Here is a 23069-nt window from a genome sequence, read left to right as displayed (position 1 = left end):
AAAGAATTTCCACCAGAGAAATAGAACGGAAATCTCGTTAAGCTAATGGGTAGATTAGTTCGGTACTATATCTTGTATAACGATGTACTATGTATTATATTAAGTTTAGATCATCAACTCGGAGGTGAGTATGTCATGGACAAAGAAATGATGAAAGGAAGTATTGATATTTTACTGTTAGCAGAGTTAAATAGAGGCGATTCTTATGGATATGAAATCGTTAAAAACTTAAAACAAAGAAGTAACAATTTGTATGATATGAGTGAAGGGACATTATACCCTGCTTTAAAACGTTTGGAGGGAAAGGACTTTGTGGTTTCATATTGGGGAGAATCTAATGATGGGGGGAGAAGAAAGTATTATCGCATTACGGAAAGCGGCAAAACCGAACTTAATCGGAAACTTAGGTATTGGAACGAACTTAACATTATGATATTAAATGTTACGAAGGGGGCATTATGAGTCATATCCAACGGTATTTACAACAGGTTTCTTCAGATCTTAATTGTAATACAAGGGTAAAGGAAGAACTCATTGAGGAGTTTCAAGAGCACTTGATGTTATTAAAAAAAGAATACATAAACAAAGGAATTCCAGAGGATATTTCTGAAAAATGTGCTGTTTTTGACTTTGGAGATTATAAATTATTGCAAAAGAAATTAAATCAGACACTAAATCCTTTTAGAGGAATTATAAAAACTATGCAATGGTTATTATTTATTGCATATATATGGTTCGCATCAATGACTCTTTTTATAGGCAAATTTGATAATTTATCGTATTTAAACAATGCAGATAGGGGAGTTACGTTAAGGTTCGATTGGGGAATTTATACAGACTATAACGTAATTCCATTTAAAGATATAAAACGAGAAATCGTTCAATCGGTATTTTGGGTCGCCAATAGAAATGCTTTTGATATTACCTTTTTTAGAACTGCATTAGGTGTTGCTTTACTGTTTATTCTTTTCAGCATTATTATTCAGATATTATTTAACGTCAACACTTTAAAGAGAATAATATTTTTTTCTGTTGTTACGGGTATAATTATTGAATTGGTTCAGTACATCACAAATACTGGAGTATTAAATGTGAATGATATTTTATTTTATGTTGCTGGTTCAGTTTTTGGCTGGTTAATAAATACTTCAATAAGAAAAATAAACGTTCCACGATTAAGAAAAATCAAAGCCTGATTGTTGAAATAACTTGGAACGATAGTGAAATAAGTAGGAGCAGATTGCCTCGACCGGCAACTGTTTTTTTTTTCTATATGAATTAACAGAAAGTTGACAGTTAATCATGGGATTAACTTAATTAGAAGGATGATCACCATGCATGAGCTGACCGAATATACAGTATAAAGAAATCCTTGAGGTGTTTTTTGATGCTGTTTTCTGTAATGCAACTTATTGGCGGCGTTATTCTTTCTTTAGGTTGGATTCCTCAAATAATTCAAATTTTGAAAACTAAATCAGTTTCAGACTTAAGTTTAAAAGCATACTTACTTATGTTTTTAGGAATTAGCCTAATGGAGGTTTATGCTATTAGTTTGGCTGTCACTGGTGCTGGCTTAGCTTTTTTGGTAACAAACACGCTATCTTTATGTGTTGTGTTATTCGTTATCACTTTAATTTTACGGTATCGATAACTCTTAATGAATCGACGTGGGTTCTATTATACTACCGAGAACAATTTAAGAAGGCAACTGACCCATTGGATCGGCTGCCTTCTTAAGTAATTGGAATCTCACTTGGAAGTATTTCAGTGATTGGGGTTGTCTGAAAAAATAGTCTCTAACCTAGAGTTGCTACAAGCTTTCCCAAAATTACTTCTAAGCATTTTAAGGAAAAAGGAATGCAAGCAGAAATTGTTAAACTAAATAGCGGACTAGAATTAGCTCTCCTTTCTGGCTTAGTTGATTACATTGTTGAAGCAGTATACGAAGGTACAATTTCGAAGTTTAATTTTATTGAAATAGAGAAAGTATGTAATATTTCTTGTCGTTTTATTGCAAATAGAGTAAGTTTTCATATAAACAATATTCATGTAGAAAAAATTTGTGAAAATATATACCGTCATTCGTTAAACTCTAACGGGTAACGTTAATTCAATAAAAATTAGCAAGGCTGCCGGCAAATTTGATCCGGCAGCCTTGTTGTTGTTAACAGGCAGATTTGTTTCATTCCCTACGATTAAAACATGGTATTATATGGATATCAATTTGAAGTGTGGAGGACTAAACAAGGAACTGGGGGAGATCGGTAATGATAAATAAAGCACGTCTTTTTAATATAATAGTTCCATTCTTCATTGCGATAGTAACTATTTCCATTGTAGTTGCAGGCATTATTTTATTAAATACGGAGGGAACTACACATAAGTTTTTATTGCCAAAAGGGTTTACGGGATGGGTTGAGGTTACATACGAACAACCTGGTTCTCCTGCTTTAAAAAAAGAGGACCATACTTTTATCTATGAGGTCCCACCTTCTGGAAAACTAATGACAACAAGCAAAAATGTTTCAGGAACAATGGTGTTAAGTTATGTTGAGCAAGATGGTCGGCTAATTGAGTTACCAAATGATGTGCCAATGATCCATGGGCAGGGCACATCAGGGGGCGGGCAGGGTGTATCCCATGGACAAATTGAAAAGTTCCCTGAAAAACTCACTTTTTTTGTAGGAACCGAAGAACAATGGCGAGCGGCGATGGAAAACAACCAGTTTCATGAATAGAAGAAGGCCTAGCATATCGCAGCGGCTGGCAAATTTAACTGTGATAAAACGCTTATATTAGAATGGAACATCAGTTTGCTATGCTAACGGGACACGATATTTCAATAACGCAGCCTGCTGGAGTGCAGAAATCACGTGTCTTGAACTATCCCGAGAAACGGCGACTTGCTAGCCGTTAAAAAAATCATACAAGGGGTGGCGAATATGAGGAAGAAATATCTTTGGGTCATTTTTTCAGTATTGCTCATTATTTATATAGTGTTTTTTCCATCAGCAACCGCAGAATTAGCAGTTCGTAAAGATTTATTTTTTACTTTCCATCCAATAAAGGCATTCAGCAATTCAATTTATGAAGGAAAAATTAAAAATGATGCAAGATATGGCGACTTATACGAAGTAGAAGGGATTAATTCTTCTTTTATATATGTAAAGAAAAGTGCACTAGGTTGGAGAGTAACTTCTAATGGGTCAGCTCCCTAAACTCACAGTGAAGAATGATTACGCTAACTATTTTTATTATAAACATAGCCTTAATAACTGTAGGAATAACTATTATTCATCGATTGAGTCAGCCTCTAATAACTGTTATTTGGGTGTTGATTTTACTATCAACTTTGGTAGTTACCATTTTGATTTACCCTCAAGAATATGGTCCAAGTGTGATTAGTCAATTGTGGAGTATGATGCCCTTCGTGCGTTGATCTCTAAAGGGACACGTTTGTTCAATACATAGCAATGGGAGGCTTCCGGCACGATCGGCAGCCTTTCGCTCACCTAAAGGGCAGGAAAGCTCCAGTATTCAAGTCCTGCCGTGAGGTATTGCGAAAAGAACAAAACTAATCATCGCGAAGAAGACGCCGGGGAGGATGCCCGGCGTCTTTCTTTTTGAACCCTAGTACGTGCGTGTTCTCCGTTAGCCTTAACCTTGTGCCGCATCCATGTTCATGTAGTTAATAGCCCACAGATGGCCGTCCAAGTCCACGAAACCCCAATGATACATGGACCCATAATCTTCAGGTTCCGCATGCAATTTCCCGCCCAAGGAGACCGCGGTATTCACAATTTCATCGACCTTTTCCCGGCTCTCGAAGGCCAATGCGATCGTCATCTGCGCGTACTTGCTCGTATCGACGGATTCCTTCTCCGTGAGCGTATTAAAGAATGCTTGATTGATCAGCATGACTTGCAGGTTGTCGCCGATCACGATGGCTACCGAATTCTCGTTATCGGGGAATTGCGGGTTGAGCTCGAATCCGAGTCCGGTGAAGAACGCTTTCGATTGTTCTACGTTTTTTACAGGCAGGTTGAAGCTCGTGAATGCGGATGTTAATGCCATTTTCAAAACACCTCTTCGTCAAATTAGTTTGTGTTCATTTATGCCTTCGTTTAAATAGACGACAGCCGATCCGGGAATTCATCGGTTTCATGGATTCGGAAGGCCGTAAATTCTGAAAAATAACTTTCAGTATTAGGTTAAATGTCTTTTCATGCGTACATTTCTCCTGTTCTCTTCACTAATCGTACGTTTTGCTTATCTACAGTTCGTCGAGAGTCCGAGTCTCTAGGAACACCAGACACGCATGATCACGAAGGGCGTATCCATCCAGCCCATCCTCGGCAATATTTAAGATTCGGCAGGACAGCAGATCGCATATTCGATCTCAACTCAGTCTCTTAATTTTACTTTCAAAAAAGGCTTTGAGCAAGAAGCGGCGGAGACGCTGGGTGCAAAACTCGTGCAGCTGTTAAACGAAAAAGGCGAAGTGAATTCCAAGCCGTTGACGAGTTAGGAAGTTATCAAGGCTATGGACATCAAAGGCAGATCGCATCTCCCATTCCAATAACGACAGATCAAATCGGGACTGGTAAAAGAAGAAATCGCCTATCTTAGCGAGCACCGCGACGAATATCCGGACATGGAGATCGTTGATGAGCGCATCCGCCAATACAGAGTAATAGTTGAAGAGAAAAAACATAACTTCTCTCAAATTAAATGTGATATTATACAAAATAATCCATTTAAATTTAATGAATTAGGACGTAATACACTTACTTGAAGATACATTCAAAACTAGGATCGGAGGTACAGCATTTTTGAAAACAGATAAGCTAATTAAAGATTTTGGTGAGGTTAATATATCAAGAGCATTAGTAGAGGATTTACCAAATGTATTGAGATTATGGCTAGAAGCAGCAGAATGGCTGTCGAATAAGGGGATTTACCAATGGAAACCAAATTCTTTTACTCAGGATAATGTACAAGAACATTTTCGAAAAACTGAACTGTATGTGGCAAAATTGAATGATGTATTATTAGGGAGTTTTTCAATTCAATGGTCTGACGAATTCATTTGGCAGGATTGTAACGATGATAACTCAGGCTACATCCATAAGTTAGTAGTAGGGAGAGAATATAAAGGGTGGAATTTAGGAATTGATTTACTTGCTATCGCTGAGGAGTACATAAAACTTGCTGGGAAAAAATCAGCGAAGCTTGATTGTATGGCAGATAATGATCGACTTAATAATTTTTATTTGGACGCAGGGTACAACTTAATCTCAAGGATTGATAGAAAGAATTGGAGTGCAAGTTTATTTGAGAAAATTTTAACATAAAGAGAAATCACGTACTTAACTAACGAATAACTAGTAGAACGAATTCAAATTAGAATTAAAATTGTGTGAAATTATGGAATTTTTATGGATAGTGAACGTCTAAAGGATTAGTAGTAATTATAGGAAGATGTTTCATTAATATTGTGTTGGGTTGGTGATTAACCTCTTCTTCAATCTTCAAATGCGCAATCCAGTTTAGTGTTTTGCAAAGTTATTACTATAACCACTTTCAAGAGTTTTAACGATTTAACTATTCTTTGTAGATTTCGCGACTTCCAGATTATTTGCAAGTTGAATTTTTTGTCGAAGGATTAAGGCTGGAAATGTCGAATGAGATAAGCATAAACGAATAAATGGAGATCTCATGAAATCAATTCAGAGTAATGACATTTCAGCTTTCACCCTTTTTACGATGCCTGCGAATCGTTCGCAGCAGCGGTTTGCTCTTCTCATAGGAGCTATAATCGCACTCATTACGCTGTTGTCTGTGCCTTTCGCACAAATTGAAATGCCGAGACTTAACACGACTTTACCAACTTTGCTTGGGGCGATGTTCTGCTTCGAGATGTTTACAGTCTTCATCCTTTATAATCAGTTTCGGATTGGTCGGTCACCTCAGATTCTGGTCTTATGTGCGGGCTATTTCTATTCCGCTCTTATGACATTAGCCTATATGTTAACTTTCCCCGGCTATTTTCCTCCGAACATCTACCGCCCCGGGACTCAGACAGCGGAGTATTTATATGCGCTCTGGCATGCCGGGTTTCCTGTTGCCATCCTTGTATTTACCGCAATGTCAAAGCGGTATGCACATGCAAAACTGAGTAGAATGCAGTCGCTGTTGGCGACGATAATTGTGTGCCTAGGTGTCATAGGTATTGTTGTCCTCTTCGTTTATGGAACGACGGTCTACGAACGAGAACTGCCCCTTCTCATGTCTTTCGGTTATGTGACACGGTTATTCAATTACGGAATTGCCCTTCCGATTCTGTTGCTTAGCTTAGCTGCTCTAATATGTTATTATCGGCTAACCCGCGGGAATACCGTCACTTCGATCTGGCTTTGCGTTGCCTTGTTTGCGAACATGTTAGATGTGGCTATCACATTGTGCGGAGGGAATCGCTTCAGTTTGGGATGGTACATATCCAAGTTTGACTCGTTTATTTTTGCCAATATTGTTCTAGCTGGATTGATCTATGAATTTACCCAAATGTATGTCAAGATGACTAATCTGTATGATGAGAGTCGAAGAGATCAGCGGACAATTGCGGAGAAAAAGAAAATTATTGAACGTATGCTTACATCCAGTGATGAAGCCATCGCGATGTGTGACAGTCATGGGATGATTGTGTTTGCCAATGGCAGATTCGAGGAGTTGTTCGGAAGGGCGCTGTCCGAGGGTGAGTCACTCGCTTCCTATTGCGAGGGCATGAAGTTGTTCAATGGGGGATCGCTTGACGGATTGATTCGTAAGTATTTTGAACAACAGCAATCTGCATTTAGGGAGATGGTTTCTCTCTATGGGGCGCAGGATGAGATACGACACTATGAATGCTATGTGAATCCAATTGCCAGCGAGGATGGGGACGCTTCATATGGACATTTGTTTGTCTTTGGTAATCGGACGGAAGCTGTTCGCAAGGCGCATTATGATGAGTTAACAGGCTTGCCAAACCGCCGTTATGTGCAGGAGTGGTTGGAACGCCGCGCTACACCGCAGGAGTCCAACGACTTGGACATTTATGGATTGCTCTTCTTAGACCTAGACGGGTTCAAACAGGTGAATGATACGTATGGGCACGAAATCGGAGATAGGCTGCTCAAAGAGATAGCACTTGTTCTCAATCGATGTATGAACGAGCAGAGTACTGGAGCCCGTTGGGCAGGCGATGAATTCGTGATCATGGTTGAACAAGTAAGGGATGCCAAACAATTAGAAAAGATCGCCGGAAATGTCATAGCCGCTGTTCGGCAGATCAAGGAGATAGATGGCTTGCCTATCCATATTTCTGGCAGCATCGGAATTGCGATTGCTCCCCAGAATGGAGTGTCTGATGCCAAAACACTGCTTCAACACGCGGATGAAGCAATGTACAAGGCAAAATCGAGTGGTAAGAACTGTTATTGTTTATATGGGAAGAGTTCAATTGTTTCATAAATCCATAAATGGTTTGTTCCAGAATTTATAAGAAAACAGGATTTATGTACGTGAATGTATGAATATACAAAAAAATGCCAAGACGGATTTCAATAGTCTTGGCATATTTTTTTTGAGGTGGAGTATATGGATGTATCGTCCATTTTGTTCCGTAACTGAGTCTGTTGAAGGTTATTTCTATAAATCACTAATATGACATTATTAATACTTATTACAAAGAAAAGATAAGCGATTAAGAGTGAGTAATGTTATGGGAAAATGACGAAAATGTGCACATTTATTATATAAATTCAATTAATCTTTAGTGAATTTTATGCAAGGAGGATAATGAATGGAGCTATCTGAAGAAATACTAAATTCATTTCATCTTAGTGGGGATATTGTTCCATTGAGTGGTGGACAAAATACGTCAGTAAGAGTTCGTAATGCTGTATTAAAACCTGTGGATGATATAAATCTTTCCGAATGGATGCTAAATATTATTTATCATATAACCCCTCAAGGTTATAGGGTATCAAAACCTATTAGAAGTAAATATGGGACTTTTGTAAGTAGAGGATGGGCTTGCACTCAGTATGAGGTTGGTAAGGATGTAATAGGACGAATAGAAGAAAAACTTAGGGTATCGAGGATGTTTCACCGTGATCTTTCTACCATTCATTTTTCGGACTTCCCTTATACTGATAATCCTTGGACCAAGGGTCACCGTATAGCATGGCAAATAGATGAATTACCAGTGGAATTTCCAAAAGAAGCACGAGAAATAATTAATGATTTGCTTAGAAGGGTAAGCCTAAAAGAGCGCTATAAGGTCCAGATAGTACATGGCGATTTGTCAGGAAACATTCTTTTTGACCAAGCTTTGAGTCCTTTAGTAATTGATTTTTCACCAACAGTTGCCCCTATAGAATATTCAGAAGCCATTTTAGTTTGTGATTGTATAGCATGGCAAGGAAGCAATGTATCTGAGATAGACCTGCTTCCAGATAATGAACTATATAAAGAAATGATTATACGAGCTATTGTTTTCCGTTTAGCGGTTTCCGCTATATTTTCAAAAGGTAATAACAAGGTTTTTTCCCAAGAGTATCAGGCATACAAACCAATAATAAAGTATATAACGTAGCAGTCTTTTTGAAGTAACAGGCAGGATACTTGCAAGAACATGCAGAATTGAAACATGTAATTTATGGATGAGAAGTGCTAGTTGAATGTATTAAGTAGGTGGCAGAGTGGGAGTATTCGATTTTCTAAAAAAACAAAAAAATTCGGAGCTGGAAGTAAGAAACGTAGATCTACATGATATTGAGAATTTTTCATCGTTGCAAGAATTATTAGAGCGATATAGTGGTATTGCTCTCGAGAAACAACTAGCAATTAACGATTCAATCGGCAACCTTGATTGGAATGTTGATATGCGTGCAGGAACAGCGACTTTTGGTAATGATTTAACTTTCCCTATTCAAATGTTGGGTAGTGTTTCGCATCAATCAAACACTTGGTTATGGGCTTGGGGAAACGATCAAGCACAGATTTCCTCAGATAGTTTGACACAAGCCATGCAATTGAAAGCTTATGGCATAAAGAACAACATTCCTGAACTGAGAGAAAAAACAATCTCTGCGACCGATAATGAAGGACATGTAATTGCATGTATTGCTTCTGGAATGTTTAAAAAACGTTTTTATTATGCTGGCAACTATGGTGTAGGTACAGCATTTTTTACTATTGATATAGCAGAAGAGGGGTTATTGGAAAAACCCGAATCGGTTTTAACTGTATTTCCTCAACTGATTACGGCATTTGAACTCAATCACAGAAAAGCATTACTCTTTTATCTGAAAGACAAAGGGTTTAATGTTTCTGAATCGCATGACAGTTTAACGGGTGTTTCTGCTAAGCTAATGGTTACAGCACATTTCGATGAGCTGAACCGAATGACCAACCTAGAGGCAACTAATAAATAAAAGTGTTGGTCATTGGGCTAACGGATAACTATACCATAATAAACAGGGAGCAAACTGCCATGACAGTTGCTCCCTGATTTCATTCAAGCAGTATCCTATGAGATCGGTAAACTGCAATTAGAGGGCTGGGAATTGGCGAAAATGAATGAACGATCTGGTCTATACTATTCGTTATTCCTGTTCCTATATGCTTTCGGGCTTATCCCATAAGTCTTTTTAAATAATCGACTATAATACGATAAGCTTGAAAGGCCTGTTGTGAATGCAATTTCTTGTATAGGTTGGTCAGTGCTACACAGCAATTCTAACGAGCGTTCTAACCGAATTTGATTCATCCGGTCCATGATGGTATGACCGCTTAGTTTCTTGTATTTTCGAGCCAAGTGACCATAGCTCATATGCAGGGATGCAGCCAGTCGATGAACGTCCACCTCATAGCTTTGATCATCATTTAAATAGATTTCAACTTTACGGAGCAAGGAATAATCAGAATTGGATTCGGTTTCAATCCAGTGTTTTCTTTCTGGTGACAGCTCTGTTATAGCGAAAATGACTTGCACGACTTGCAGCAATGTGGCAACGGAGGGGCCATACTTTTTGGCATTTTCAAAGGATGACGCAAGTAGTTGACCGAGCCCGAACTCATCAGCGTAGACCCCAGGCTTCCAAGTCGATAGGACGTTAAGTTGTTCGAAGGTTGACAACGTTTCTTCCGAGCTAATCGTTGTGCCACGATCCACCTTCCACCTCAAGCATACGCCTGTATGCGGATCATCGGGTTCATAGGCATGCGCATGTTCCATTCCCGGAGGGATGAGGAAAAACTCACCTGCGTGAATATCCAACATCGATCCCCCGAAGCTCGTTTTCATGTGTCCCTTAAACACATAGTTAAGCTCATACCATGTGTGTAGGTGTGCTGGACACTGAGCGAAACCAGCAGGTACTTCTAGTAAAAGATCAATGATTTCAATGACAGCATCATTGAGCATGATGTTTCCACTAAGCATGGTTTGATAAGGGGGGATGTCGGGTAATGGACTTTCTTGCGGATTCAATGGACTCATTAGGATCACCTATATCGATAGTTAAGAAGTATGCTCTTAGTATAGCACAGCCCTCTTGGCATGTTATTTTTGTTCAAAAACATGTGATTTCAGTGAATATACGCTGAGGTGAGATTTTGAGAAAATGGATGCAGATGATATCGATTCATGACCAAAGAGGAGAGATTATTTTGCGGAAATTCCATTTGTTAAGCAATGCTCATTTGGATCCTGTATGGCAATGGGAGTGGGAAGAAGGAGCTGCAGCTGCGGTATCCACCTTCCGGGCTGCGGCAGCATTTTGTGATGAATATGAAGGGTATATATTCAATCATAATGAAGCCTTGCTGTACAAATGGATCGAGGAGTACGAGCCTTCGCTGTTCATGAAAATCCAGGGACTTGTTCAAGCCGGTAAATGGCACATCATGGGAGGATGGTATTTACAACCGGATTGCAATATGCCTTCCGGGGAGTCGGTGGTCAGACAAATTTTGCTTGGAAAGACTTATTTCAAAGACAAATTTGGTGTAATACCAACCACAGCGATCAATTTTGACGCCTTCGGGCACTCTAGGGGGCTTGTACAGATCATGCGAAAAGCTGGTTTCGATTCCTATTTATTTATGCGTCCTGAGGATAGAGTAGCGGGCCCTGCACAAGAGTTCGTTTGGGTTGGTTTCGATGGCTCTGAAGTACTTGCCCATCAAATACAAGACGGATATAACACGCTGCTTGGTCAAGCGCATATCAAGGTGGAAGAGAGAATCAATAAGCAGACAACTCAGGATGTTGAGCTAGTGCTTTGGGGCGTCGGCAATCACGGTGGAGGGCCATCTCGTTTAGATCTAAACCATATTGGCGCCTTGATTGAATCAACGCAGGGAAAAGATGAGGTCTTACATTCAACGCCAGAGGCTTATTTTGCGGATCTCGCAAAGAATGCGGATGCTCTGCCACGCCATAGGGATGATCTGAATCCACGTTTTGTGGGATGCTACACCTCGATGATTCGAATCAAGCAAAAGCATCGTCAGCTTGAGAATGAGCTGTATCAAACAGAAAAAATGCTGTCATCCGCTGGTATCCAAGGTTACCTTCGCTATCCCAAAGAAGAGTTGAACGATGCGTTACATGATCTAATGATGGCTGAATTCCATGATATTTTACCAGGAACCTCTATACAGCCCGCGGAAGAAGCTTCCCTTCGCTTAATTGATCATGGTTTGGAAATTGTCTCAAGGTTGAAAGCACGAGCCTTCTTCGCATTATCGAGCGGTCAACGAGTGGCAGCTGAAGGCGAGTATCCAATTCTCGTTTATAACCCGCATCCTTATCCTGTTCGTGGTGTTTTTGAATGTGAATTTATGCTTGCAGATCAGAATTGGAAAAATGAATTCTCGATGCCTATCGTCTTTCAGGATGGTGTGCGCCTGCCATCTCAAGCTGAGAAGGAACATAGCAATATCAATTTGGATTGGCGCAAAAGGGTAGTGTTTGAAGCGCAATTAATACCATCTTCCATGAATCGATTCAATTGCCGAATGGAGTTGCTGCCTTCGAAGCCTAAACCGCAGGTAGATCTTGAAGATGGTAATATTCATTTCCGATCTCATGCCTTACATGTGGTGATTAATACACAAACTGGACTTATTGATCAGTATGTTGTAGGTGGTATTCCTTATCTAAAAGGGGGGGCATTCCAACCCTTGGTCATTGCCGATAATGGGGATCCTTGGAGAATGGATAAGGATGGATTTGAGAAGGTAAAAGGGCGTTTTCGACTCATGCTGCCGGAAGAGGGGACAGCCTTCTCGGGTATTAACGAAGGGATTCTTCCTTCAGTTAGAGTCATTGAAGACGGTGAAGTTCGTACTGTCATTGAATCCCTATTGATGTATGAACATTCGGTGGTCATCATCACGTATAAACTACCCAAGAGAGGGACGGAAATAGAGATTCATGTTCGTGTATATTGGCAAGAGAAGGATACCATGCTGAAGCTCGCCATTCCAACCGTATTGAAAGAAAGCAGTTATGCAGGGCAGACGGTCTACGGCGTGCAATCACTTGCGACGGATGGAACGGAAGTTGTTGCACAAAAATGGACAGCACTTATGTCCGAGACTGACGCTGTTACATTAATTAATGATGGGATTTATGGATCAGATAGTTCGAATGGTGTCATGAGACCTTCCTTATTACGAGGGGCAGCTTACACAGCACATCCAATTCTTGAGCGACCTTTGATGCCAACGGATCGTTTCTCTCCACGCATTGATCAGGGCGAACGTATTTTTAGATTCTGGTTGAACGCAGGTTCGAGGGTGGAGAGACTTGCACATATTGACCGTGAGGCGCTGCAATGGAATGAGAATCCATATGCACTTTCGTTCTTCCCCCATGGTGAGGGGCAAATACCTGCAGCTGCTATCCAACTAGAAGATGATGTGATCCAACTGACAGGATTTAAGCGTGCCGAAAATAGTGAAGACTCTTATATCTTGCGTTTTTTTGAGCCAACTGGGCTAGCTAGATCAACTGTGGTTAAGATTCCGAGCATGGACATCGAACTGCCCATTGGTTTCAATGGTTTTGAACTAAAGACATACAAGTTAGATAAGCAAATGAGAACTTTACTCGAATGTGAACTCATGGAAGGGTAAGTGAGATTTATTTTACCTGCCTGCAGCCTTACGATAACTCGTAGGGCTTTTTGTATGTAAGGAGTGACGAGGGCATTTCCAAGTACCATATTTATAGGAAATGACTTATATTAGAGTGTACATTCGAGCAGAGAACAACTACATTTAGATGACATTCTATAGAAAAAATTGAATTGAACATGTACATCTCAGTAATTTCAATGATGCTGTTTCACCAGAAATTGATGTATACTTGGTGAAGATATGCTTGTATAAAGGAGAACATAAATGTATGAAGATCAAATCTCTTTTAGGAGCAAAAGCTTACTTTATTAAAATGGTGCTATGGATAAGTGCGGCAATTCTGCTTCTTGTTGTTGTTCTTTCCTTTGTTGTTTATATCAATTCACAAAATCTCTTGGTCAAAAATGAATATGCATCCAATCAAAAAATACTGTATCAAGTCAAGTATAATATGTCGTTCATGGATCAAACGATTTCCAATTTATCGAAGTTTCTTTACTTAAATAGCGATGTAACCGCTATCATGTATGCGAAGCAGGAAGATATGATTGCAGTGTCAAGCCACTTATCGAAAGTCGTGAGTTCTGTCACTTCAGCAAATCCTTATATTCATTCCATTGGCATTTATAATCGGAATTTGGATCAATCCTATAGTTCGGGCTTTCCATTGTTTTTTAAAGATCAGATGCTCTACGATTTTATTAATTCGAATCAAGCCCTGCCAAAGTTAAAGCCGATATTTCGCGATATCAAAAAACTGGTAAACGGGGTAACCGAGCCCGAGTATGTATTCTCCTATTTCATATACGAAACTACAGCGAGTGAAGCTAAGCCGGACGGCGTTGTCGTCATTAACGTTAAACCGCAGTGGTTGCTAGAGAATATTAATCAAATTAATATGATTGATAAGAAAAAAGGCGATAATGTATTCATTTTGGACCAGTATGGTAAGTACTTGGATGATGGCACCAATGACCCGACGATTAAGGAGTGGCTGAAAAGTGACTTTTTGGGGTATAAAACGGAACATCCACAAGCAGAACGAGATGGTTTTTTTCAAAGCAAGCATGGCGGAACGCAATATTTAGTGACGTACACCAATGTCGATAACACGGGGATGACGCTGCTAAAAACACAGCCAATCCTTGAAATCTATACCTATATTAATAGCTTAAGAAATAGTATTATCATCATCACGCTCATTTTTCTTGTCATGGCCATTGTGATATCCATTGGTATTTCCCGGAAAATATATGGGCCAGTGGGGAAACTGGTGAATTCGATCATGTTGGATCGGATCCGGAGATCGGACAAAGACGAGGTCGTCGATGAGATCTCTTATTTAAACACCGTCTACAGACAATCTATGGAGATGCTTGATCATTTTGATCAGGAAAAGGTTCAGTTCAAAGATGTTATGAAGCATTATTGGCTAAGCAGGCTGCTCACAGAGAGTTTATCCATCGGCAGATCTGAATTAGAAAGTATTTTTAAAGAAATGAGAATTTCATTATCCTTGGAAGGTTCATATGCCATATGTGTATTGAAAATCGATAATTATAAGGAATTTCAGCGTTCGTTCCATGCCAAGGATAAAGATACGATTCGCTTTGCTATGATCAATATTGCTTCTGAAATTATGGCCAAAAAGTTCCCTAACGAAGGACTGGATATGAAAGACGATCATGTCGTATTGATTGTAAGTATTCCAGAGGGGGATGACCAGTTCCCTCATCATATTGTTCCTCTCCTTAAAGAAGCTCAGGAGAACGTTTCCCGATACTTTAAAGTTTCCTTCACGGCATCGATCAGTGAGAAGACGACTCACATGCAGGAACTACACGGATTGTATAATAAGGCGCTTGATCAAGCGATGTACCGCTTATTATTAGGGCACTCAGCTGTCCTGACATATGAAACGGTTAAGAAAAATGTGGAGAGTAAAAAAACAGGGCATCCCAAAAGTCTGGAGGATCAGTTTCTGGAAACGATGAAAACGAGTGATATCACCGCGATGGAGGGGGTATTGGCACATATATTTGAAGAGTTGGGCACGCTAAACTATCACAATGCGTTAGTTTCTATCATCAGACTCGTGGATGCCGTCATAGATACGCTCGAAGAAATGAAAGTGACGGTAGCGCCATCTTTGCATATTTCATCCATTAGCCGCAATATTTTAGAGAAAGAGACGATTGTCGATATCCACCTAATTATTTTAGGTGCCCTGCAAGATTCGTTCAAAAAAGATCACGAGGGAAATACCAATAAACTCAACTACTTCTTAGTGGATGCGGTTACGGAATACATTCAAATTCATTTCCAAGATCCTTCTTTAAGCCTGACTTCGATCGCTTCGATCATGAAAATTTCCACAAGAAATCTAAGCAAAATATATAAGGAAGCTACGCAGATATCGATTCCTGATTATATTAATGAGTTTCGATTAGCCAAAGCGGCAGAGCTGCTTATCCAAGATAACCTGAGTGTATATGAAATTGTTGAAAAGGTCGGCATCATGAATGAAACCTATTTTTTCAGTATGTTCAAAAAGAAATACAAGGTCACACCGAAGGAGTATGCCTTGCGCAGAAATATGACGAAATTGAATCAGTAGAACAAAAGAGAGGATATCGGATAGGTCACATCACCTGATATTCGGCAACAGATAGACTGGCGTAATCACCTACATGTTCGCCTAAACCTGATGGAACTACGCGGCATACACGATGAGCATGAGGGAGCGCTTCCCTCTGAAGTTCCTGAAGTGTGTGAACTTCAAGCAGGTCGCGCTGTCTGGCATAAATGCTGCCAATGACGATTAACTCAGGGTTGAGAAGGTCCACCAGGACAGATAGCCCTCTTCCAAGCTGTTGGCCAACGATACGAAACACTTCTAAGGCTAAAATATCGCCCGATTGCGCGGCCTCCGCTATGTGCTGTGCCGTAATGGATGCCAATTGCGACTCGTATCGGCAATAGCAGGGGGGCTGCCCAAGTGCCAAAGCCTCCTTGGCTTTCATTTGTCCCAATTGGACGATGCCGCCTCCGCTGCAGAAGCCTTCGAAGGACCCTGGTTTGCCAAAACCGATGGGGCCGGTAGGCTCAAGCCGCATATGACCAATTTCACCAGCCATATCATTCGTACCCGCATACAATTTGCTATCCAAAATAATCCCAGCGCCCATGCCCGTACCGAAAGTTAGGAAGATCATATTTCGTGTCCCCACGCCAGCACCCCAGCTCCATTCTGCCAAAGCACAAGCATTCGCATCATTCTGCAAGCCAACAGGCACACCAAAGTGTTCCTTGATTAGCGTAACAATAGGGATGTGATCCCACCCAGGCAAATTCGGGGGTGAGAGAATGATCCCTTGTTTGCTGTCCAGCGGCCCCCCGCAGCTGATACCAATTGCTGCGAGTGAACCACCTTGCTCAAGCAATAATTGCTCTAAGACAGAAATGAGCTTCGTGATCGTCTGATACGGATCTTGGGGCGTTGGAAATTGATCTTTTCCAAGCAGGGTAATCTTCTGATGATCCATCCGTCTTCCAATCGTAACGGCACACTTCGTACCTCCAATATCAATGCCGGCTAGAATTGTCATCATCCGAAAAACTCCTTTTCCAGCAGTGTACATAGGACATGGTAAATCGGCAGGTGGCGCTCCTGAATATCTGGTGTTCGATCCCAAGGTACGGTTATCGTCACGTCGCATAGCTCTTTTAATCGGCCACCGTGTTTCCCAGTTAATCCGATGGTACGCAGGTCTATTGCTCTCGCGGTTTGAACAGCCCGAATCACATTCGTGGAATTACCGGAAGTCGAGAGCGCCAGGAGGACATCGCCCTTTTTACCATAGCCATACACTTGTTGCGCAAAGATCATTTCCGGTTCTACATCGTTGGCAAAGGCGGTTATCAGCGCAGAGTGATTGGTTAAGGATATGGCGGGGAGCGCCTGTTGCAGATGATCGGCTAAATAATCTCCTTCCTGTTCATCCCATTCTATGACTAACGAATTACGAAAAGAGGAGGGGACAGGCCTTTTGGATAGAAAGCCTTTCATGAGCTCACCGACAATATGATCACAATCAGAGGCGCTCCCCCCATTGCCGCATAGCAGCATTTTTCCATCGGAATGGAACGCTTCCGCACATAATTGGAATGCCGCTATAATATCATGCGTACATATGTCTAAGTCTGGATAACGGGCTACAAGCTGCTGTATATGGTTTTCCAGTGCCATTTTCTCCATCGTAAAAGTACCCCTATCTGCCGATCTCATCGGCTCGAAAATCATTAGAAATAGCGGCAATTTGAGGCAGCCAGCTCTTATAAGTTTCCAAAGAGAATGCGGGAAAGCCAAGCAGGTAGTGATTGCCATAGGTTCGTCCCTGAATGATCCATTCAATGAGCAGTAATTGCTGCTTGGCGTGTGAAATCGGGATTTTCCCAAGCTCGGAAGTACCGTTAGCCTCGACCTCAAAGCTCCCTGCCAAAAGCGTTTCTTTGGAATCTGCATCCCATATGCGATAAGAACCAAAAGCGGATTGCCGGGAGTCATTGCCTGCGGCTACTCGCACATGCCAATTCTCAGGCTCATCGATCATGATGCAGACAGGGACTTGGCTTCTTTGAATATAATGAAAAGCCAACTTTTTGCCATAGTAATAATCAACGACGCTATCCGAGAATTGCGGCCAGCCGTCAATCATATTCCACCAGATGATACCTGTTTTCCGCCATTTTTTGAGCCGAGCCGTCTCGATAAAAAACTTTTTCGCCTCAGCTTGGGAAATTTGCGAAGCAAGTATAAAGTCTTCAATAGATTCGGGAATGGCACCGAACAGTTCCTTAATTTGATTCGCCATTAACTGAATACGCGTTGCGTTATGTCCCTGTGAGCCGCTAACTTCCGTTGCATGGGCGATCCATTGCTCATTCTGATTATCAAATGGCCATAAATGCTCAGGCTCTATGAACTTCTGGATCGAAGATAAATTCGGGCAGCCATGATAGCCAATTTCACTAATAAAATGGTCCATACTCGTCTTATAAAAGGAGCTTTTATAGTAATCCCGCGGGCCCCAAAGATGCCGTTCGGGAGCTAGGTTCATGTTGCCTGATCGGATAACCTCAGGTGACAGATAAGGAGAGCTCGGCAAATAAGCCCGGTGAGGATCGTATTGCTGGATAACTTGCGGAAGCAAGCTTCGTGTGATCTGATTCACGCCAGGATCAGGCAGACCATACCACCCATAAGCCTCGTCACATTCGTTATCTCCGCACCAAAGAACAAGCGAAGCGTGGTTCCGTAATTTCTTGACAACGGAGCGAGCTTCAAGCTGCATAGACTCGCTGAATTCCGGCGTTTGCGGATAGACCGCGCAGGCCATTGCAAAATCCTGCCAAACCATTAACCCATGACTGTCGCAGAAGTCAAAAAAAGCGTGGTCCTCGTAGACATTGCCTCCCCAGCAGCGAACGATATTGCAACCAGTATCACAGAACAGCTGAAGAGCTTTCTCGTAGCGGCTGGAGTCTCGGCTATGAAACGCATCCATCGGCACCCAATTTGAGCCTTTGCACATGATCGGCGTGTGGTTGACTTTGAAAAGAAATTCGCCTCCGGCTTCTACGGTGGTTGTTTCTGTGCGAATCAATTCCACTAGACGAACGCCGATCTGCTCCGTACGTGAAGCGAGGACACGTCCCTGATGGAGCAATTCGGTCGTAACCTCATAGAGAGGGGCATCCCCATAACCATGCGGCCACCAGAGCCGCGGATTCGTAATGGTTATCGTTAAGGAGCCTGTGTTGAATAAGACAGGCCTACTCATCTGAAATTCGGATGCACCTGATTTGCCTGTGACCCGAATCTCCAATCCATGATAAAAATACGCAGGATTTGTGGCCACTCGGTAAAATAATCCGATTTGAGCAGCTGAAAGATTTTTATCTACAGATAAGGTATAGAAATAAAGGTCCGTCAAAGCATGATCCTCACATGAGACTAAGGATACAGATCGCCAAATGCCTGCAGAAACCGCGCGGGGCATAATATCCCATCCGAAGCTATGAGCGGCCTTACGTACGAATAACTGCTCGCCATTGGTAATTGGTCCATAACAAATGGCGTCGGTGCTACGCTCCATGGCTTCAATAATGGGAGAACGCAATCGTACGAACAGCTTGTTCACACCCTGGCAGAGCAACGAATTCGTTGTCTCGAGCCTAACCTCAATAAACATATTATCGCTGGAGCCAAGTTCCTCCCCATTCAGCCAATAGGTTGCAAAGCAATCGACACCTTGGAACACCAGTTCGGTTCGTTTTCCTTCCATCTGGGGCGGAGCGATGAACTCTAGACTGTACCACCACTCATAAAGCTCGTAAGGACGGAGTTCATTGATATTCGTTCCGAGAAAGGGCTCAGGAAGTAGACCGATGCTTACCAAATCGAGCTCCACATTTCCTGGCACAGATGCGTGTATAGAATGCAAATCGTAGTTACTCAATTCATCTGGATGGTGGACTTGCCATTCTCCTTGAGGAAAATAAACGAGCTGCCATTGTCCATCTAGGCACAATTCATTTGTCATCTGAAAACCTCCTCGATTAAGTACCAATGAACTCATTGTAAAAGGGAGGCTAGGATAAAACTTGCCGTATGTTCAGAAAAATTGCACGATTTTCGGATTAATTTGAAGGAAAGCGCCTAATGTGCAATATACTTTACCGTAACCAACGCCTAAAGTTGAAGTGTGACGTCAGATAAATATGATTTTACAATTGAAGGAGTTGCGAGCCCATGAATCCAGAGAGCTGCCGACAGACGGCAGAAGCATTCATTTTTGTCCAAGAAGAGAACATGTCGATCCGATACCGTCCTTTAGCCAAGCAGGGTATGGTATTGCGGAGTCATGCGGATGAGGATCATCCGGACAATATCCTTTACACAGAGGGAATCGATTATGTCGTGGATTACGATCGCGGTGTCATTCGCCGGACGACGCAAAGCGGAATCCCAGATTGGTCTCGTCACGAATTATATAGCCAATCGGAGTTTGATCATACCGTGTTCAAAAACTGCAGCAATCGTGAATTTACCGTGTATGGGGATTATGTGTATGAGAGCGATCCGTTGGCAGACGGCTTCGTTGCCCACGATAATAGCGGAAATCGAGCTAGAGTGGAGCGCTGGCTTTCCAAATTGCGAACCAGCGAGGAGAGTTCAATCGTTGTTTTTGGCGACAGCATTAGTGCAGGCGGGGAGGCGAGCGAAGAAAAGTTTATGTACTTCAACCGAGTTCATCAATTTCTCAATGATCACTATCCGCGCAGCCGAATCCGTCTGTTGAATAAATCAGTCGGAGGTGAAACGAGCAAAGATGGAAAGAATCGCCTAGAGCGCGATGTCATTCCTTTGCGGCCTGATCTCGTAATCATCGGATTCGGGATGAACGATCAGAACAAATATGGGGAAGGAGTAGGTGTTTCGCCGGCGGATTTTGAAAGCAATCTACGTCAAATGATCGAGGCCATTAAGAAGTTGGGCAACAGCGATATTGTGCTCGTTACGCCTTGCCTGCCGAATCCGAAATGGTGGTATGCCAGCGGATGGACTGGCCGGTATGCGGAAGTCATCCGCCGGCTGGGCCGGGAATATGGTGTCGGCGTAGCTGACGTCACTGCGCTTTGGGAGCAGGAACTGGCAGCCGGCAAATCACCGGAAAGTCTGCTCCTGAACAACATCAATCATCCGAATGATTATGGGCACTGGCTGTATTTCCAAGCTTTTGTCCCGCTGCTGAAAGCTTGAGAAATCAAGCTTTTTTGTCATTGGCCTCCTTCACAAAACCCGCCGTCCAGCACTCGGAGAAAACCCATACTTCTTTTTAAAACAACGAATAAAATAAGGCAAAGAATTAAAGCCCGACGCCAGAGCTATTTCCGTAACAGGTAAGCTGGAATTATGAAGCAGCCTATGAGCATATTGTAGTCTGTGCTCCTGCACATATTGCTGAAACGATTGACCGATGATGGTACTGAATTTTTCGCTAAAATAGTTCGGGCTCCATGTTGTGTATGCTGCTGCTTGTTTCAATGTAATGGGTTCACGAAAATGGAAATCGATATAGTTCAAAGCTTTGCGCAGCTTGACACGTTCAGGGACATCGCTGGAAGAACTCTCTATGGTAGTGTGGAGATCAGTCGGAATCATACGCAACAGATCAACAAGCAATCTGTCCAATGTGGCACGGATGGCTTGTTTTTTGCCGATTCTGGATGCTGTGCACTCCGCTAATAATCGGCGGCATTCCTTCTCTACGTAAACCAAATGTTCACCCTCGCAGCGGACGGATAAACGATTAGGCTGCCTAAAGAGAAAGAGTCGCAGCTCCTCATCGAGCCATTCCTCGGTAAATTTCAAATTGATTAAACGAAGCGGGAAACCTGGGTCAGGAATAATGGTATGGAAATCAACAGGGGTTAAAAGGTAAATCGAGCCTGGGACGAGTTGGGACGACTCACCGTTTAAGATTTGCGTACCTCTTCCAGATAGAATAATCTCCATCTCAAAAAATTCATGGCCATGCAAATCGTGAAATCGACTTACCTCATACTCGGAGATGCTGAAATGAAAGGATGGTGTGAGAAATTCATCGATCATATACCGATAGGGTGCTGGCACTTTTCGCATAACTACGCTCCTCTCCTTACTTCCCATGTGTGTAGTATACAATATCAACCGTATTCGTAGGTGGGGACAAGCCTGTTTTCCTGTGAAGCTTACCAAGGTTAGAGGAAAACACGTGATTTGAAGGATTCTAGCTCAATGGAACTTACACAATTTTGGAGGAAAATACCTAGTTTATAATATACATTCACTGGGGCATCCCCTAAAGTTGGGGTATCGACCAAGATGGCAGTCAAAATTACAAAGCTAGGATGTGTTGGATGGATGGTAAGAATTTTCAAGAAAAATTTCGGAGTGACCCTACTGGCACTACCAGGATTCCTGTTGATTTTACTATTTAATTATGTGCCGCTTTACGGATTACTGCTTCCTTTTAAAAATTATAAGTACAATTTGGGGATTTGGAATAGCCCTTGGGTTGGGTTAGACAATTTCGGTTTCTTATTTCATGGCAATGTGCTGTACAGGGTTCTGCGCAATACGCTCCTGTATAACACGGTTTTCATTATTTTGGGGACGTTCCTCTCCATCGTCATTGCCCTATTGCTTTTCGAGTTGAGTCGCAAATTTGTGAAGGTGTATCAAACGATTCTGTTTATTCCTTACTTTATTTCCTGGGTCGTTGCTGGATTTGCCTTTCGGGCCCTGTTTGATATGGATCATGGCGTTATCAACTCCCTCTTGGTTGCTATGGGCAAAGCGCCGATCCTCTGGTACAGCGAACCTCAGTATTGGCCGTACATTTTAGTGGCAGCTGCTGTTTGGAAGGGACTTGGGTATGGATCGGTCATCTATTATGCTGCTCTCATGGGGATTGATGCCGAGTATTATGATGCAGCAAAAATCGATGGTGCCAGTAAGTTTCGCCAAGCATTTTCCATCTCCATTCCGATGATCAAACCGATGATTACCATGTTGGTAATCCTGCAAATCGGAAGTATTTGTTACAGTGATTTCGGTTTGTTCTACAATGTCACGTTGAATTCATCCTTGATTTATCAGACGACAGACGTCATTGATACTTTCGTGTATCGCTCTCTGATTGATATGGGGGATATTGGGATGGCATCAGCAGCAGGCTTCTTTCAATCGATCGTCGGGTTTTGCCTGGTTCTGTTAACCAATACGATCGTAAGACGGATTAATCCTGAAAATTCACTTTTCTAAGGAG

20 protein-coding genes and 1 pseudogene are annotated in these 23069 nt (G+C 41.9%); 14 read left to right on the top strand and 7 right to left on the bottom strand.

Annotated elements, in window-relative coordinates; genetic code table 11:
- Positions 1–135: 135 nt before the first annotated feature.
- The 6 genes and pseudogenes from AC58QM_RS07920 (at position 136) to AC58QM_RS07895 (ending at position 3218) form a co-directional block, all read left to right on the top strand.
- Positions 136–462: a PadR family transcriptional regulator gene (locus AC58QM_RS07920; protein WP_497282853.1), complete on the top strand. Its 327-nt coding sequence runs from the start codon at positions 136–138 to the stop codon at positions 460–462.
- On the top strand, positions 459–1196 hold the full coding sequence (locus AC58QM_RS07915; RefSeq protein ID WP_497282851.1) for a VanZ family protein: 738 nt from the start codon (positions 459–461) through the stop codon (positions 1194–1196). The genes AC58QM_RS07920 and AC58QM_RS07915 overlap by 4 nt, the downstream gene beginning before the upstream one ends.
- 191 nt (positions 1197–1387) lie before the next feature.
- Complete coding sequence (locus AC58QM_RS07910; RefSeq protein ID WP_497282850.1) at positions 1388–1651, top strand: PQ-loop domain-containing transporter; 264 nt, start codon at positions 1388–1390, stop codon at positions 1649–1651.
- Between the two features lie 164 nt (positions 1652–1815).
- A pseudogene (locus tag AC58QM_RS07905) lies at positions 1816–2103 on the top strand (type 2 periplasmic-binding domain-containing protein); the annotation flags it as partial.
- Between the two features lie 164 nt (positions 2104–2267).
- Positions 2268–2738, top strand: coding sequence for a DUF6843 domain-containing protein (locus tag AC58QM_RS07900; protein ID WP_497282848.1), 471 nt, complete (start codon positions 2268–2270; stop codon positions 2736–2738).
- A gap of 204 nt (positions 2739–2942) precedes the next feature.
- Positions 2943–3218 carry a YjcN family protein gene (locus AC58QM_RS07895; protein ID WP_497282846.1) on the top strand — a complete coding sequence of 92 codons (276 nt, stop codon included), beginning with the start codon at positions 2943–2945 and terminating at the stop codon, positions 3216–3218.
- Positions 3219–3657: 439 nt separating this feature from the next.
- Here the strand turns inward: AC58QM_RS07895 and AC58QM_RS07890 are convergent, their stop codons facing one another.
- Positions 3658–4074, bottom strand: coding sequence for a VOC family protein (locus AC58QM_RS07890; RefSeq protein WP_497282844.1), 417 nt, complete (start codon positions 4072–4074; stop codon positions 3658–3660).
- A gap of 409 nt (positions 4075–4483) precedes the next feature.
- Positions 4484–4714 carry a hypothetical protein gene (locus AC58QM_RS07885; RefSeq protein WP_497282842.1) on the bottom strand — a complete coding sequence of 77 codons (231 nt, stop codon included), beginning with the start codon at positions 4712–4714 and terminating at the stop codon, positions 4484–4486.
- A gap of 118 nt (positions 4715–4832) precedes the next feature.
- Here AC58QM_RS07885 and AC58QM_RS07880 point away from each other — a divergent pair, with 118 nt between their 5' ends.
- From AC58QM_RS07880 to AC58QM_RS07865, 4 genes are all read left to right on the top strand, one after another.
- A complete protein-coding gene (locus AC58QM_RS07880) occupies positions 4833–5354 on the top strand; it encodes a GNAT family N-acetyltransferase (protein ID WP_497282840.1) in 522 nt (173 codons plus the stop codon).
- Positions 5355–5718: 364 nt separating this feature from the next.
- A complete protein-coding gene (locus AC58QM_RS07875; RefSeq protein ID WP_497282838.1) occupies positions 5719–7512 on the top strand; it encodes a diguanylate cyclase domain-containing protein in 1794 nt (597 codons plus the stop codon).
- Between the two features lie 331 nt (positions 7513–7843).
- Positions 7844–8638, top strand: coding sequence for an RIO1 family regulatory kinase/ATPase domain-containing protein (locus AC58QM_RS07870; RefSeq protein ID WP_497282836.1), 795 nt, complete (start codon positions 7844–7846; stop codon positions 8636–8638).
- A gap of 106 nt (positions 8639–8744) precedes the next feature.
- Entirely contained in the window at positions 8745–9479 is a 735-nt protein-coding gene (locus AC58QM_RS07865) for a DUF6882 domain-containing protein (RefSeq protein WP_497282834.1), read from the top strand.
- Positions 9480–9643: 164 nt separating this feature from the next.
- Here the strand turns inward: AC58QM_RS07865 and AC58QM_RS07860 are convergent, their stop codons facing one another.
- On the bottom strand, positions 9644–10546 hold the full coding sequence (locus AC58QM_RS07860) for an AraC family transcriptional regulator (protein WP_497282832.1): 903 nt from the start codon (positions 10544–10546) through the stop codon (positions 9644–9646).
- Between the two features lie 170 nt (positions 10547–10716).
- Between AC58QM_RS07860 and AC58QM_RS07855 the strand changes: the two genes are divergently transcribed.
- Entirely contained in the window at positions 10717–13191 is a 2475-nt protein-coding gene (locus AC58QM_RS07855; RefSeq protein WP_497282830.1) for a glycoside hydrolase family 38 N-terminal domain-containing protein, read from the top strand.
- A gap of 271 nt (positions 13192–13462) precedes the next feature.
- On the top strand, positions 13463–15811 hold the full coding sequence (locus AC58QM_RS07850) for an AraC family transcriptional regulator (RefSeq protein ID WP_497282829.1): 2349 nt from the start codon (positions 13463–13465) through the stop codon (positions 15809–15811).
- A 25-nt stretch (positions 15812–15836) separates the two neighbouring features.
- On the opposite strand, the gene AC58QM_RS07845 is transcribed toward AC58QM_RS07850, so the two are convergent.
- From AC58QM_RS07845 to AC58QM_RS07835, 3 genes are read right to left on the bottom strand one after another with little or no spacing between them, the layout of a single operon-like run.
- Positions 15837–16805 (bottom strand): ROK family protein, encoded by a 969-nt coding sequence (locus tag AC58QM_RS07845; RefSeq protein WP_497282827.1) that lies wholly within the window; start codon positions 16803–16805, stop codon positions 15837–15839.
- Positions 16802–17452, bottom strand: a complete 651-nt coding sequence (locus AC58QM_RS07840; protein ID WP_497282825.1) for a D-sedoheptulose-7-phosphate isomerase — start codon at positions 17450–17452, stop codon at positions 16802–16804. The genes AC58QM_RS07845 and AC58QM_RS07840 overlap by 4 nt, the downstream gene beginning before the upstream one ends.
- 13 nt (positions 17453–17465) lie before the next feature.
- Positions 17466–19799 (bottom strand): glycoside hydrolase family 2 protein, encoded by a 2334-nt coding sequence (locus AC58QM_RS07835; protein WP_497282823.1) that lies wholly within the window; start codon positions 19797–19799, stop codon positions 17466–17468.
- Between the two features lie 209 nt (positions 19800–20008).
- Here AC58QM_RS07835 and AC58QM_RS07830 point away from each other — a divergent pair, with 209 nt between their 5' ends.
- Positions 20009–21019 carry an SGNH/GDSL hydrolase family protein gene (locus AC58QM_RS07830; RefSeq protein WP_497282822.1) on the top strand — a complete coding sequence of 337 codons (1011 nt, stop codon included), beginning with the start codon at positions 20009–20011 and terminating at the stop codon, positions 21017–21019.
- A gap of 30 nt (positions 21020–21049) precedes the next feature.
- Here AC58QM_RS07830 and AC58QM_RS07825 read toward each other — a convergent pair whose 3' ends face one another.
- Positions 21050–21901 carry an AraC family transcriptional regulator gene (locus AC58QM_RS07825; protein ID WP_497282820.1) on the bottom strand — a complete coding sequence of 284 codons (852 nt, stop codon included), beginning with the start codon at positions 21899–21901 and terminating at the stop codon, positions 21050–21052.
- Positions 21902–22162: 261 nt separating this feature from the next.
- Here AC58QM_RS07825 and AC58QM_RS07820 point away from each other — a divergent pair, with 261 nt between their 5' ends.
- Positions 22163–23065 carry an ABC transporter permease gene (locus AC58QM_RS07820; RefSeq protein WP_497282818.1) on the top strand — a complete coding sequence of 301 codons (903 nt, stop codon included), beginning with the start codon at positions 22163–22165 and terminating at the stop codon, positions 23063–23065.
- Positions 23066–23069: the final 4 nt, after the last annotated feature.

Source organism: Paenibacillus sp. J22P165, assembly GCF_059692015.1.
The sequence above is the reverse complement of the archived record's forward strand: the minus strand, read 5'-3'. Positions and strand labels throughout refer to the sequence as shown.